Annotated in this window: 2 protein-coding genes; both read left to right on the forward strand. The window is 69.3% G+C overall.

The genetic code is table 11. From position 1 onward, the window contains the following. Positions 1-2 precede the first annotated feature (2 nt). Positions 3-12,377 carry a hypothetical protein gene (locus ACFVV1_RS21130; protein ID WP_389991185.1) on the forward strand — a complete coding sequence of 4,125 codons (12,375 nt, stop codon included), beginning with the start codon at positions 3-5 and terminating at the stop codon, positions 12,375-12,377. 746 nt (positions 12,378-13,123) lie between these two features. Then, the gene (locus ACFVV1_RS21135) at positions 13,124-16,051 is read left to right on the forward strand and encodes a hypothetical protein (RefSeq protein WP_389991188.1); all 2,928 of its coding nucleotides are present in this window, start codon (positions 13,124-13,126) and stop codon (positions 16,049-16,051) included. Positions 16,052-16,077 lie beyond the last annotated feature (26 nt).

The following is a 16,077-nucleotide window of genomic DNA, read 5'->3' on the forward strand; positions in this document are numbered from 1 at the left end:
CCATGTCCCTGCACTTTCCCCCCGAGTGCGCGTGGCTGTTCGCGGCCCTGACCGGTGAGGTCCCGCCGGACGGCGACGAGGACAAGATGTTCGCGCTCGCCGAGGCGCACAAAGGGCTGCACGGGAAACTGAACGGCGACATCCAGAAACAGGTGGCCGACGCACTCGGCTACACCAGGAAGAACTTCGAGGGCACCGCCGCCGAGATGTACCAGGAGGCGATGAAGTCCTTCCTCGGCGGCCAGCAGGGGCTCGACTACTTCAACTCCGTCACCGAGCAGGCGGAGCTGATCGCCGGCTTCACCCGCAAGAGCGCCACCCAGCTCCAGTACACCAAGTACATGATCATCGCTCAGCTGGTGGAGCTGCTGGTCGAGGCAGCGGTGGCGATGGCGCTGTCCTTCTTCTTCGGCGCGTCCATCGCGGCGTATCTGCAGAAGCAGGCCATCGTGCGGCTGATCATCCGCACGCGGCTGGGGCGGATGCTCCTCACGCTACTCATGCACGAGATCATCAACGTGGGCATGGGTGTGGCCATGGACGGTCTCGTCCAGTGGACCCAGCTGAACCAGGGCACCCGCGACGAGTGGGACGGCGACCTCACCAAGAACGCGGCCCTGTCCGGAGCGATCCAGGGCCTGCTGGCGGGTCCCTTCCACGCGCTGGGCGAGAAGTTCGGCAAGCTCCTTTCCAAGATGTTCGGCGACGACGCCGGCAAGCAGCTCGGCAAGCAGCTCGACGACGTACTGCCCCCGCCCAAGAACAAGCTGGGCGATGACGTCGTTCCGCCACCCAAGAAGAAGCTGGGCGACGACGCCGTCCCGCCACCCAAGAACAAGGCCGGCGACGACATCGCGCCTCCGCCCCCGTCCAAGAACAAGGCGGGCGACGACGTCACGCCCCCGCCCGCGAAGACACCGCCCGGCGACACCCCGAAGCCGAACACCAACAAGGACCTCCCTCCCAAGCCTCAGTCCTTCGGTCAGGACATGACCGACATCTTCCGCAAGCATCTGCCGAACACCACGGGGCCCAACCCGGAGAAGGCGGCCCGCAACTTCATCAAGGACGTCGGGGACGCCTTCGAGCGGCGTTTCGGCGGCACCGCGGCCCGCGACGCGGGCCGGCAGTGGGCGTCGACCCTGCTCATGGCGACCGGACGGAAGGAACTGCCCGACGCGCTGGGGGAGGCGCTCAAACCGATCGCCAAGCAGCTCGACGACCGGGTGACCAAGGTCCTGACCGAGGGCACCGCGGACGCGATGGGCAAGAGCATCCTCCAGTCCGTGCGGGGCACCACCGTCACGGGTCTGTTCGAGGGCGCCCACGCGGCGGTCTCGGAGGGCACGTACAACCTGATCTTCTCGGACGAGCACACCTTCAAGACCTCCGGGCTCACCTTCGGGTCGGGCATCGTCGAGGGGCGCATCGGCCACCTGCTGGAGACCGGCGGCGAGAAGCTCGGGCTGGGGCTGCGCGGCTCGCTCGGCATGGACCCGCCGGACTTCGGCAACAGCGGAGGCGGCGGGCAGTCGGGGCTCACCGACGACATGCCGGACCTCGGCCTCGACAAGTTCTTCGCGGAGGCGGAGGCGGGCAGCCTCACGGACGACATGCCGGATCTCGGCCTGAACGAGCTGTTCGCCGACGGGGACGACGGCCTTCAGTACCTGGACGCCCCGGACGATCCGACGTACCTCGCGAGCGAGGGCGGAGAGTCCGGCGCCGGTCAGGGCGACAACCGGGGAACCCCGACGCCGATCGCCACCACCTCCGCCCCGACCACGACATCGAACACTGCCAACACGTCGAGCGTATCGAGCACGTCGAGCACCGCGAACACGTCGAACACGTCGAACACGGCGAACACGGCGAACACGGCGAACAACTCGGCCTCACCGAACGCCTCCCAGCAGAAGGCCCAGGACAACCAGACGGCCACCGCCTCCTCCGGCAACGGCGGCGACAACAACAACACACCGAATCAGCCGACCGACCTCGCCACCGAGAGCCGGAGCACCCCGGTCGAGGACCCCTCCCAGGAGAACGGGAACGGCACCGAGGGGAACCGGCAGACCGGCGAGGAGAACGCGGACAACCAACGCCCGGCCACCGAGAGCGGTACGAACTCCTGGGAATCCAACGGCCAGGGGGACGACAACACCACGGCCGGGACGGTGTCGACCGAGCAGACCAACTCCTCCACCACGGAGGAAAACTCCGGCTCCCACGTCACCACCACGTCCACGTCCACGTACGAGGACACGACCACGTACGAGGACACCCGGACCCAGGGAAAGCTGGCCACCGACCCGGAATCCCTGGTCTGGAACTCCAGTCAGGCCCCGCGCCCCACCGACCTCGCACAGCAGAACACGGTCGAGGAGCAGCAGAACGTCTCCGAAGACCAGGGGAACACCCCCGAGGAGCAGGGGAATCCGCCCGGAGGTACCCCGGCTTCCCCGGTCACGACTTCCACGTCGGAAGTCCCCGTCTCCCCCGTCTCCCCCGTCTCCCCCGTCTCCCCCGTCTCCCCCGTCTCCCCCGTCTCCCAGGACGAGTCCACCACCTCCACGGAGACCGACTCCACGAACCTGGTCACACCGGACCAGATCCCGCCGCCCCCGCCGGTCACGCCAGTCACACCGGTCACGCCGGTCACGAACCCCCAGTCGGCCACCGCACCATCCACCACTCAGCAGGAACCCGCCCCGCTCTCGGCGACGGTGCGGAACCTCGGCACCGACAGCCGCGGGCTGCCGGGCGGAGTGCAGTTCTCCCCGCTCGCCCCCGAGCTCGTCAACTCCCTGCACGAGCAGGTCCGCAACTCCCTGGAGATCGCCGAGGAACACCGGGCCGAGGTCGACAGCCAGCTGGCCACCCTGCTGAGCGCCCAGGCCCTGCACGACAACCGGGTCATGCTGCTGAGCCCGGACGGGCACCGCATCCACCTGGTCTACGGCGGCGCCACCCACCCGGTCGACGTCCGGCTGCGGCTGTCCGACCCGGCCCCCTCCCTCATGTACGGGCACGGGCGGCGGATACCGCCGCGCAACAACGAGGAACGGCACTCCGCCGGTTACGACAGCAACTCCCAGGGCGGCACGACCTCCGTGCGTACGCTCACGGCGCCCTCCTGGGCCGGCACCTTCGCCAACAAGCACACCGACACGTCCGTTCCGTTCCTGTCCGCGATCTGGAACCGCTTCACCGGCTTCCCGGTGTCGGTCTCCCCCACCGGGACGCTGGGCCGCAACACCGTGTCCACCACGGTCAGCCAGTCCGTCGTCCTGACCAGTCTGCTGCGCAGTAGCGAACCGGCGACCCCGTACGACTACAAGGCCTCGTGGAGCGTCAGCACCCCACCCGTGCCGACTGTGAGTACGGACGGAAACCTCACGCCCGCCTCGCTTCCGGACACGGACAGCCAGGGCGAGCGGAACACCGACATCCCCTTGCAGACGTTCAGCGACGACACCGCGGCCACCACCATCACCATCCCGAGCGAAGAGGACGCGCCGACCACGGAGGGAACCGGGGAGCAGCCGGACTCCGGCGCCGAGCAGGATGCCACGAACCATCTCGTCACGGCCTGGTTCCCCGAGCACCTCACCCAGCCGCCCGCCGCCGACGGCACGGGCTCCGCAACCCTCTACGGCGACCCCGAGGACTTCCGCAAGCACCTGGACAAGCTGCCGCTGTGGGCGTTGGACTCGATGTCCGACCCGGGCGTCCTGCTGCGGGATGTCAGACAGCGGTTCGGCACCGAACTCGACCAGCTTTCCCCGGAGTCACTGGCCGCGGTGGAGCGGTTCTTCAGCGCCCAGCAGCAGCTCGGTGCCCTCCCCCTGCAGCTCCCGCAACTCAACCAGAACGTCAACGACGCCTCGGGCACGCTCTCGCCGCTGTTGCTGGACGCGGACGGCAACGCCCTCGGCATGTTCAAGACCGTCGCGGAGGTGGAACCGCGCAAGGGCGACGGCCTCCAGGACATCGAGGTCGACAAGCGCTTCAACTTCGAGCGTTCCCTGGATCGCCAGATCAAGGTGGACGCCCTCTCCAAGGCCTCCCTCACCCTGGGCGGCGAGTTCTCGGCCGGCGCGAACTGGAACGCGCTGGACCCCGAATCGGACTCTGGGCTGCGGGACTTCAACGTCGGTCTCAACAGCGCGGTGAAGGCCGGCGGCAGCTGGCAGAAGGACCGCGGTTTCGGCGCCGGCTCCACCCACAACGCCTTGTACAACCTGCGGGCGAACAACGGGCATGTGCTGACCCCGGCACGGGTGAAGTACCACGTGACCTTCATCGCCGCGGACGGGAGCGTCCGGCCGGACACGACGAGCCGGGCGAGCGAGACAGCCACCGATGCATGGATCCGCGCCCTGAGCCCCGAGACGGTCGACGGCACCGTCCCCGACAACGCGCCGCGGCCCCCCGCCGAGGTGGCGGCACTGGAGTCCCTCGGGCTGACCGCGACTCCGCTGGCCCTCGACGGTGCGGGGGTACGCGCGGTGCTGGAGAGCGCCCGCGGCTGGCTGCAGGAGAACGGATATCTGCCCCAAGCCGGTGAGCCGGGCGTACTCACGGACGAGCGCCTGGTCAAGGCGCGTCTGGAGAACCTGCGCAAGCTGACGCTGCTGACCTCGCCGACCGGCCTCCAGGCCGGAGTGGACGAGATGATCGACGGCGGCTACGTCATCCACTTCAACAAGCCGGTCATCGGCGGCGGCAACGACCGGGTGGCGCTCCAGCTGGACCTGAGCCCCGAAACCCCGTCCGGCAACGGCGACGACAGCCACGGCATCAGTCACCGGCGGACGATCAGCGGCGTCGTCATCCCGAACATCACCGGCCTGTCGGTGCCGGGAACCAGCCAGTCGGCGCAGACCACCTCCGGGTGGATCGGCGGCAACGCCGATCTGGGCGGTTCCAAAGACGGTCCGGTACGGGGTGCGGCCACCGGCGAGATCAAGGGAACGAAGTCGTACGCCGAGACGCTGACCGTCGGCTCCGGGCTCGCCTATTCGCAGTTGATCGCGACGAGCAACCAGGCCACCGAGATCTTCCGGGTACCGGCCGTGCTCAGCCTGAATATCCGGGCGGGAGGGCAATCGCTGCACTCGTACGACTCCGGTTACTTCACACCTGCCGACACCAGCACCAGCACCGACCCCAAGGCATATCTGGACGTGGCCCTGCCCGCGAGCCGGACCCTGCCCGCCGCTGTGCAGGAACAGACACAGACACAGGCGCAGGAACAGGCCCAGGAACAGACGCAGGAGCAGACACAGGAGCAGACAGAGAGTCAGGAACAGTCCGAGGAACAGGCGCAGGAGCATCATGCGGCACAGCAGGCTGCCGAAGAGCGGGCACGGAAGGAGGCCCAGGACCCGGGCGGCCTGTTGCCCGACGGCTCACTGGTCGACGTCCTGCGGGGCAGCAAGGAACTCCACAAGCTCCTGAGCGACATGCTGGAGGAGGTACCCCCCGTCCAGACACCGCCGTCGGAAACACCGCCCTCCGAACAACCGGACCACGCGGCGGGTGGTCCCATTCCAGGCGATTTCCCCACCGATCCGGTGTTGCCGACCCACACCGCCGACAACGACCCGTCCCGGACCGTGAACCAGACGCGGAGTCCGGCCCCGGCCCCGGTGGCGACCACCGGCGCTTCCTCCAGCCTGTGGACCTCGGCCGTGGAAGGCGCCAAGTCCCTGGCCGGGCACATCCTGAACGCCGCCACGACGGTGCGGCACACGCTGATCGGCGACACCCGGACGTCCGAGGAGATCTCCCTCGGCGAGGCCCTGCACGCCCAGATCACCCCCACGGCCCTGTCCGCACGCGCCCATCAGCTCGTCAAGGGCGTCTACGTCATCGACGACCTCTTCGTGCCGGGCGCCCTCGCCGGCACCGATCTCGTCGTGGAGATCCGCGCCAAGCTGTCCAACCTCCACAGCCTCGGTGAGGTCACCCAGTACGGCGAGATCGACCTCGGGCTCGTCGACAGCGCCTCCCGCCAAACCTCCAACACCTCCTCCCTCGAAGGGGGCGGAGGCTTCAGCCTGAAGTCCACGGCACACCGGGCGGACACCGAGGCGGCCGCGGCCAAGGCAGCCGACCCGCTGCCCGCGCCCGATGAGGAGAGCAAGGGCAAGGCCGTGTCCGGCGGCGGGGGCGCCAAGGGGGTGTACGGCCGCGGCAACACCCGGGCGGTGACGGCCGCCGCGTCCACGGCCGTGACGCGCGTGCCCTCCGAGAGCGGCAAGCACGTCCGTATCGCCGCCGACGTCACCTACGAGGTGACACTGCGGCGCGGGACACGTGGCGGCCCGGTGACCCACTCCGGGGGTGTCACCGCTCCCAGGACGGTCACCATCAAGGGCGGAATGCAGTTCCTCTCCACGCCGGAGCAGTTGCGACGCGACAACGGCCGGCTGATCGACCTGATGGACCTGCAGAACCTGGGCGAGGGCATGCCCGAGAACGTCTCGCTGCCGTACCGGTTCGTACAGGGCGGAACCCTCGGCCTGGCGGCCGTGCTGGACGTGACCCCGCTGAGCGGCCCGTTGCCCGTTCCCGCGCCCACGGACGGTACGCCCGGCGCCACGAGCTCGAACCCGGCACCGCAGACCACACATCCTGACGCCCAGGGGCAGACGGAATCCCCGGACGGCCAGGAACAGACCGAGCAGGAACAGACCCAGCAGGAACAGGAACAGGAACAGCAGCAGCAGCAGGAAGAGAACGAGAACGAACAGGAACAGGCCGCACCGGAGCAGGAGGCCACCGACAACGTGCCCCCGGCGGAGCCCCGGATCGAGCGCGATCTGTACCACCGCCGACTGACCGAGCTGGTGGAGACCCACGCACCCGGCGCCCTCACCCCCGGCGGCTCGCACTACGTGCCCGGACTGCGCCAGCGGCTCGCGGACTTCACCTCCCCCGCCGCCATGGCCGCACTCACCGGCCGCGGCAGGGAACAGCCGCTCAGCTTCACCTTCCCGTACCCCGACGGCCTGACCACCAAGGACGTCACGGTGCACCTTGCGGGCCGCCCGAACTGGAGCACCGAACAGCTCCTACAGGTGAAGGGGCGTGAGAGCGCGAAGGGGGCCGGGCTGGAGACCTTCACCCAGCACGCGCCCAACAACATCACCGAAACGCGGAGCCGGACCACCAAGTGGGGAGCCGCCGCGTCCGGCAGCCTCTCCATACCCACCATCGACGACAGCAAGCACAAGCTGGCCCTCGCCCCCTCGGCCACACACACCACCACCCTCACCGACACCGTCACCACCACGAGCACCGCGGAGGACCGCCTCTGGATGCGTACGGATGGGGGCGCGGAGTTCCAACTGGCGTGGACCTTCATGGCCTCGGTGGAGATCGACGGGAAGACGCACCCCATCGACAACGTGGACGCCGCCGTCACCATCCGTTTCGCCAGGGACGAGAATCCCCTGGTCACGGGCGAGGCACCCGCCGAAGCCGACCGTCTGGCCAAGGGCGTGCAGGAGACCGACCCGAGGAACACCGGGAACGGGCTGCTGACCGCGGTGCCGGTGCGGCCCACCGGTACGGAGACCGTCTACGAGATCACCCACCACCAGGAGCTTCTGAAAGCGGTCCACGAGGTGGCCCCCGAACTCGCGAAGGGCGCCACCCTCACCAGCGGCACGAGCGACGAGGCGGCGGCGGCGCGGCTGACGGAGCTGCTGCACGGCGGGGAGATCACGGTCGACTCGCTGCGTCAGGCAGCGGGGTTCGGCGGTTCCGCGCCTCGCGCCGACGGCAAGACCTCGGTGACGATGACCACGCAACTGCTGCGGCCGAAAATCATCGGGAGCAGCCGCGGAGTCACCATCGACCGGGTGCGGCAGACCGGTTCCGGCACCACCGCGACCTCCTCCGTCTCGCGTTCGTCCGCCTTCTCCCTCGGCGTGAACCACACCGTCGACAGCAAGGGCGAGCACACGCTCGGCGCCTCCGCCACGCCCTTCCAGTTCCAGTCGGTGCCCCAGGGCCAGGGCGGCGGTGTCTCGGCCGGCGGACGCCGCTGGACGAAGATCGGCACGGCGGGGCTGCCCACGGCCACGAACGGCCTGCAGACGCACGAGGTCGAGGTCGACACGGTCACCACCGTCACCAAACCCGACGGGGCGGTCCGCTACGTCACCGGCACCGCGATACTGCGGGTCTCCGACATCGATCTGCGAGGGCTCGGCATCCTGCCCCCGGGCGACGGCGTCTGGGACCTGCCGCCACTCACCACCACGCCCACCGCGACAACGGCCACGCCAAACACAACAAACGCAACAAACGCAACAAACGCAACGACTACGACGGACACGGCAGACACAGCGGCAACAACCGACAGCGACAACGGCCGACAGCCCGATGCCGACCTGATCGAGGCGATCGCTTCCTACCTGGCGAAGAAGGCCGGCGAACAGCCCGACGGACAGCAGGACGAGAACCGTCCGATGCCACAGCTCTGGCTGGCGCTCGGGCCGCAGGACGGTGCGGCGCAGCTGGCGGCCGCCGAGACTCGTGCCGTCGCCGTCGCCACCGCCATCGGGTCCCCCGTAGAACTCGCCGTGCACAGCGACGACGGCATCCACTACCTGGTCGTCACCGGCGAGAACAGCGGAGCCGCGGTGTCCGCCGAGAACACCGGAAACGTCAGGCCCCTGGGCGGCCCCGGCGGCCCGCGAGGGGAGTCGGTCTCCTCCCAGCCCCTGCACCGCCCCTCGGTGCTGCCGCGCCCCCCGGTCGTGGCGTTCCCGCAGAACACCGCAGCCGAGAACACCACCCGGAACGAATCCTCGGACCACCTCGCCCCGGGCGGGACCGGCGACCGCATCCCACCCGTGAGGAGCCGCCAGACCTCCGCCGGCCCGTTCTCCCCGTCGATCCCGACCACGTCGGCGCACTCGTCCTCCGACGACGGGAGTGTGGACGCCGCCGAGGCTCCAGCACCGGTCGGCGACTCGGAGACGGCCGGACCGGACCCGAACGCACGTGTAGCCTTCACGGTCTCCACCGCCGCCCCGTCGGCCGACTCCACGAACACGACCGAAACTCCGCCCCCTGCCCCGAACACCAGCCTCTCCGCGCTCGCTTACCACATCCTCAACCCCACGCCCCCGCCACCGCCGCCACTGCCGCCTCAGCCCCAGCGGCGTACCGACGAGACCCCGTGGCCGGCGGCGGGACGCGGCACTCTGCCCGACCGCCCCATCCGCCCCCGGGTTCTGGGCAGGCTGGTCGACGCGCTCGTCTCCGCGGCGGAGTTGCGGCCGTTCCGGAACACCGAGACGGCCGCGGTGCACACCGAACGCTTCGATCCGGCCCTGCGGCAGAACGACCGACGCCCCGGCCTGCTCAACGGCTCCGAGACGCTGATCCGCAACCACGTGCGACGCGAACGCCTCGCCGACGGTCGCACCGTTCGTCACTTCTTCGTCACCCTGCCCTTCGAGCTCGCCGACCATCTGGATCACTCGGATCTCGACACCCTCCGGACCCGTGTGCAGAGCCTCCTGGACACGCACCTGAACCGGGGCTACGCGCTCCCGCGCTCCGGCGACCAGCTCCGCGTCACCGCGGAGTTCGTGCATGCCCCTGGCCACGGCGAGGCCATCACCCTCACCCATAACCTGCTGCCCGGCCGGGCGGACCAACTCCACTGGGACCTCGAGCACAGCGACGCCACCCTCGTCCATGAACTCCTCCACTACCTCGGACTCGCCGACGAATACCGGGACGTCACCGGCCTGGCCACCGGCGACCCGCATCTGTTCCGCCGCGACCCACGCCTCACCGGAGTCCACGAGGAAGGGCTGATGGCCGTCCTCGACTCGGACGGCCTGCGCGAACTGCCCGTCGACTACCTCAGGACGATCGAGGACGTCAGCGACACCGTCGTCATCCCCGTGCACAACGAGTCCCAACCGGCCGAGACCCCCGTCCACAAAGAGAACCAACCGGCCGAGACGTCCACGCGCCTCACCCCCGGTGAGACACCGCACCACCCCTCCAGCAAGGCGCCGGACCAGGACGGCGCCCCCGGATCAAGCCAGAAAAGGCGTGTTGGCGAAGAAGACGACGACACTCCAGGGCCGAGCAACCAGAAGAAGCCCCGTGCCAGAGAGGACGACGCAGAAGAGCTGGAGCGACTGAGGGAGCACCAACATCAGTTGAACCAGGACGACCGGGAGGACCCCGGGTACGAGGGGGATCTGGAGGACCTCGGACACCAGGGGGATCAGGAGACCCCGGCGAGCGAATCGGATACGGGGAAGGGCAAGGAGCGCAAGAAGAATCCGGCGGACTCCATCAGCTCCCACGTGACAGAAAGCCCGATTGTCGCCGTCCACGGTGGCAGCACCCTCGGCTGGGTGACGAGCGAAACCCGTCTGCGCTTCCCCCGCTCCATGGAGAACGAGCGATCCGAGCAAACCCTCTCCCATCTTTCTTTTCTGCTGCACAAAATCATGACTGATGCCCAGGAGGAGCAAGCGGAGAAGACGTCCGGAACGGTTCAGAACGACCGCGAGACACAGTCCATGATGATCAATGGCAGGCTACTTTTCGCATCGAACTTCAACGAATCCGCAGACGCCCTCCGGGAACACCTGAAAGGAAGCGGGGACACCTCGCTGCAAGGACTGCTGAAGCAGCAGCCCAAGCCCCTCACGGCCGGGAAGCAATCCGAAGAACTCAAGCGAATGGACCGCGCCACGGAGAAGGTTCAGGCAATCCTGGACAATCAGCGCGGCATGGAGGACGACGCCACTGCCGACATCTTGCGCGACGCGGTCGGCAGGACGATCGAGTTCGTCGGCACGGACGCCGACAACCTGCGAGAGGTGCTCACCGCCAAGGAATACGAGGGCAAGGTGATCATGATCCGCGTCGGCCCCACGGAAAAAGGGGGGCCGGAGAAACCTCGTTCGGTACATGCCGAGCAGAAGCTGCTTCTGGCCCTGCACAAGGCCGACATCAAACCCTCGGAGGTCGCGGGGCGATCCTTCATCGTCCAGGGCAGGTACCGGCCGTGCGCCGGCTGTGCGGCCGCACTGAGGTACTACCGCGATGCTCTCGGATTCAGCAGCTTGTCCTTCAATCCCAATCACGGCCATTTCTGGAAGTCGGCCGTGCAGAATCTCCTGGATCACCAACCCCATGTTGCCAACAGTCCGGAGTACGCACAGTATCTCCAGCACATGGTCGAGTCGACAGAGAACGAGACGGGCGATCCGACACCGACCAACCCGATGAGCACACCCGCGAGTTCCGGGGTGAGACCTCCGTCCGACGGCACCACGGTAATCGAGAACAACGGCCTTGAGATCCGGATTCCATCCTCGGACGGAGGAAAACACGGATACAGAACCGACTCCGACAGTGACATCGAGGTTTCCACCGAGAATGGAGCCAAACGCTATCGCTCCGTGAAACGTGAACGGCACGAGTACCTGGGTCCGGACGCCGGAAGGATCGGCCGAGGCAGCGACAGGGCAAGCGGAGGAAGGCAGGCCGTCCGCGCCCTGGACGAAGGTGAGAGGGGCTTGATCAGGGCCACCCATCTGTCGGGCGACCGAGAGAAGCTGAAAGAAATGCTCATCAATTTCTCCACACAGGGGGGAGTGCGCGGAATTCCAATATCGAACATAGAGTTTTCCGATATCATCGGGCTGAGCCCGGGCCACATCGGGCGCATTATCCTCGGGAAGTCCGGCCACGAAGCCCGGAACCAGAGAGATTTCGCGAAAAGAGTGCAAACCTTCATAGGAAAAGGCGAGGAAGCAGCCAGCCTCACCGAAGATCATTGGCTTGCGCTCGTCAACGAGATGTCCAGATTCCACATCGACAAGGAGACCGCCGAAGACATTTCCGGACTTTCCGGGAAACTCTTCGACAGCGCATACGACAGGCACATCAGGAATGAGAACATCGGACGCCTCGCCACCTCTCCCGGCGAAACGCTGAAGCAGCGGATAGGGAAGCATTTCACTGGCGGCTTCGAAGAATTCCGCATGGGCTGGGAAGAACTTTTGCATGTAGACAAAAATAAGCTTTCCAGGATGAGCGCACCGGAAATAGGAAAGCTTCTGGAAATCTACGAGGAAATCAACTCAGAAGGTGTTGATATCGACAATTTGTCCACCTTGCTGGACAATCCACACTTCGGGGAAGTGACCTTGGGCGGCCTGGAGCGCCTTCGGACAGAGGTGAACAGCCCTTACTTCGGAGATGACGCCCACCCCGACGAACAAGGCGCAGACGGAGAAAGCGAAGAATTTGAGGACGGATCTCTTCGGGCTCGCTATGAAGCATATCTACGGTACCTTCACGGAAGGAAGGGGTGATCGTAACGAAATACACCGATGATTCGGATTTCCTGACCCTACCGAGAAGCACCCTCATCGCAGTGCACATCCTCCTCGACCACGGCAGCCCTACGATCCCGGATTCACCGCGTCGTCGATGAAGAATCCCACCCCACTCCCCCTATTCCCCGGAGTCGAGTCTCCTCGTCGACGGGGCGGACGTTCCGCTGGACAGCAAGGAGATCCGCCTGTGCCCCGTCGCGTACCGTGCCCGGCCACCCGCGCCGCTGGATCCGGGCGGGCGTCGGGCCACCGCCCGACCGGCTCTCCCGTGTGCCCGCCGGGTTTACCCGCACGGCTTCCCCGGTCCCGGCCGGTGCCGCAGACGCAGGACCTGACAGGTCGGTTCGACTTGCCGGGCGCGGCCGTCAGTGATCTCTTCGTCCGCCTGACCACCGGCCGGACGCAACCGTTCAGCGCCGCCATGGAGGTGGACGCGGAGCACGGCGTAGCACCGACCGTCCCGAAGGACGCTTCGTCGTGCACCGAACTCGGCGCCACCGCGGCCTTCTTGCTCGACCTGCACACCGACGGCCCCGGCCGGACCCTCCTCCTGACGGGCCCCGACGGCATACCCCGCACCTTCCCGACGCCCTCCGCCGACAAAGCTCACTCAGCCCTCACCGAATCCGCTTCGAGCAGCTCACCCGCGATGCCGGAGAACCACGCTCCCGCACGAGGCGCTCTTCATGATCGAATCGGGGCGACCAGACAGGGGAGGGCCAGTGCGACAGGGTGACGACGGACGGGCGGGGCGGGCCTCGGGTGGCATATCCGAGCGGATGATGCGTCGGTTCCGCCGCCGCGACACCGCGCCCGCCGAGGAGGCGGGCGACTCCGCCGCCGGTGCGGCACGGGAGGCGTCGCCGCGCACCGTGCGGGACGATTTCCCCCACCGCTACCTGCTGCGTTCCTCGGCCGTGCCGGACTCCCCGGTCCGTGAACTCGTACGGGAGCTGCCCGCCGACCCCCGGCGGCCCGTCGTCGTGGTCGACGTGCCCCGGACGGCCGCCGACAACCTCGGCGAGGAACTGGGCACGCTGCTGGCCCGGTTGCGCGAGGAGGAACCCCTCTCCGTCCGGCTGGTGCTGTCCGGGTCCGCCGCCCCGGCCGGCGAGGCCGGACCGCTGGCCCAACGCCTCGCCGACGCCTGGGAGGTGACCCTGGAAGCCCCCGACGCCTCCGCCGTCCTCACCCCCGGCGGCCTGCTCCACGTCACCGAACCCGCCACCCCCGGCGGCGGCTGGTGGCGTTTCGCCCCGGGGGCGGCCCCCGAGGCGCTGGGCGCCCGCCTGCCCGCCCCACGCTGGCAACGCGCCCTGACCCGGGTCCCCCTGGGACCGATCGGGGAGAGCGTGGTCCGTGCCGTCCCCGCAGGACTGGCCCTGTATCCGGCGGACGCCGCCGCGCCACGACCCGACGGGCCCGCATACGCGGTCGCCGTGCACCCCGAACGGCTGAGTGTGCTGCTCGGCGCCCCACGCGCGAAGCCGGTCGCGGCGGAGGACCTGGCAACTCTCCTGGCCGGCCTGCCCGTCGAGCCCCGCCGCTCCCTGCGGCTCGTCCCGGCCGACGGCCGTGAGGCGGTCGCCCTGGCCGAGGAGGTGTGCGACCTCCTCGGTACGGAGATCGAAGTGAGCCTGGGGCTCCCGGTCGCCGCCACCGGGGACGAGGGCGAATCCGTACGACTGGTCTCTCCCGAGGGCGAGTTCACCTGGTCCGCACCGCTGACCGCCCTGGTGTGCTCCCCCACCGGGGACGACGGTTCCCGCCCCGCCCCTCGCCCCACCGCCTGGACGCTCCCCGGCACGGCGGGCACCCCGGGGGCGGAACCGGCGAGCCTGCGGCTGCCGTCCGGCGCCTGGGCCGTGGCGGTGCGCTCCGGGCTCTGGCTCGGCACCACCCCCGAACCGCCCCCCGAGGTACGGGACCGGGCCGCCGAGTCCCGCGCCCTGCGGGTGGAGATCGCACCGGACTGCCTGACCGGAAAAACGGCACGTGAGCGGCACCTGAAGGACTTGTCCACGCTTCTCGCCGGTCTCGACGCGGCGGCACGTACCCACGCGGAACTCGCCCTCTCCGACGGTACGGAGCCCGAGGCCGTCGCCGGACTGCGACGATTCGCGGTCCGTACGGGGCTGACGCTGGCGGCCGCACCTCAGCGGAGGAACGCCCCGTCGTCGTCCGGGAGCGCGCCGGAGTCCGGGGAGGTGGGCACCCGGCCCGCCGAGCCCACCGCTGCGCGGGCCGAAACGGCGACGCCTCACCCGGGCACACCCGTAACAGAATCCGGCCCGACGACCGGAGGGGGCTCGGCCGCGGAGCCCGAGGCGGAAGAGGCCCCTGCGGCAACGGCCCGGACGAGCGAAGGCACCGCCCCGCACGCCGAAGGCGGGGCGGTCTCAACGGAGTCCGCGGCGGCGGTGAACCCCACCGCGGAGACGGGCCCGGACAAACCACGTACCGAAGGCCGCCTCCCCGCAGCAGAACCCCCGGCACCACTCGCCCCCGCCCGCCCGGGAAGAACCCCCGAACCGGAAACGGGCCGGGGCACACCACGTACCGAGGGCCGACCGGCCGTGACAGGAGCCGGGGCAGGAGCCGGGGCCGGGGGCGCCTTCGGGGCACGCCTCGGCACGGCGGGGCCCGTACCGGGCGGGCAGCCGAACGCCACGGCAGGCTCCGACAGGTCCGCCCCGGCCCAGCGGGAAGAGCCCGAGACCCCGCCCACGACCACCACCGGGACACCCGCCACCCCACCGCCGACGGTGACGAGCGCCACCCCGCCACCCCCGGTGCCCGCCCCCGGCGGCCTGCCGGCTCCGGCACCCAACGCCCCGTCCCGGACCAAGCCCCCCAGCCCCCCGGCCCAGGCCAGGCCCCCCGCCACCCCGGCCTTGGCCCCTGTCCGGCGCCACCGCGCGCCCGAAGGCTTCAGCGGCGAGCCGGATCGCCGGGCGTTCCGGCAACTGGCCGCCGCGGTCTGGGAGAAGCACAGCGGACCCGTGAGCCAGGCGCTCATCCGGCTGCCCGCGCTGCGCGGAACCGGTGAGGAGGCCGCACGGGCCGATCTGATCGCCGTCCACCTGTACCTCTCCTCCTCCCCGGAGGACCCCTTCGGAGCTCGTGCCCTCGCCGAGAACGGCGAGGCGCTGCGCCCGTACGCGGCCTGCCTGGCGTCCGGACTGCAGCGCCTGCCCGCCCTGCGGGGCACCCTGGTGCGCGCCGTGCCACAACCGGCCGTCCCGGACGAGGTGGTGCCGGGCGCGGTGCTGGAGTGCGACGCGCCCCTGGACGTCGTCCACCTGGAGGCACAGAACGCGCCCTTGCCGCCCCTGTCCCACGTTCGTTACGTCATCCGGCCCGTGACCGCCCGGCGCACCTCGGTGCTCTTCCGTGACGGAAATGGTGTGCGGGCGCTCTTCGGTACCGGGGCCGCTTTCACGGTCCTGGCCCGTCACGAGGCGGAGGGCGACCTACCGGCCCGGGTCCTGCTGGCCGAACTGCCCACCGGGACCGGCCGGTTCCGGGAACCGTCCTCAGAAGCCGTGGAACGGCTGGACAACGCCGCCCGCCGCCCGGGGGCGGCCGGGCCGGTTCCCTGGCCGGACCGGTGCACCGGCCCGTTCCACCTCGCCCCACCGGTGCGCTGAGCGGCGCCCCCGCAGAACTCTTCCTC

The sequence above is a fragment of the Streptomyces sp. NPDC058092 genome (assembly GCF_042884935.1).
GTDB lineage: Bacteria > Actinomycetota > Actinomycetes > Streptomycetales > Streptomycetaceae > Streptomyces.

Excerpts from the sequence above, each read along its gene's own strand:
- ACFVV1_RS21130 (WP_389991185.1), top strand. The coding sequence starts at position 3 with ATGTCCCTGCACTTTCCCCCCGAGTGCGCGTGGCTGTTCGCGGCCCTG.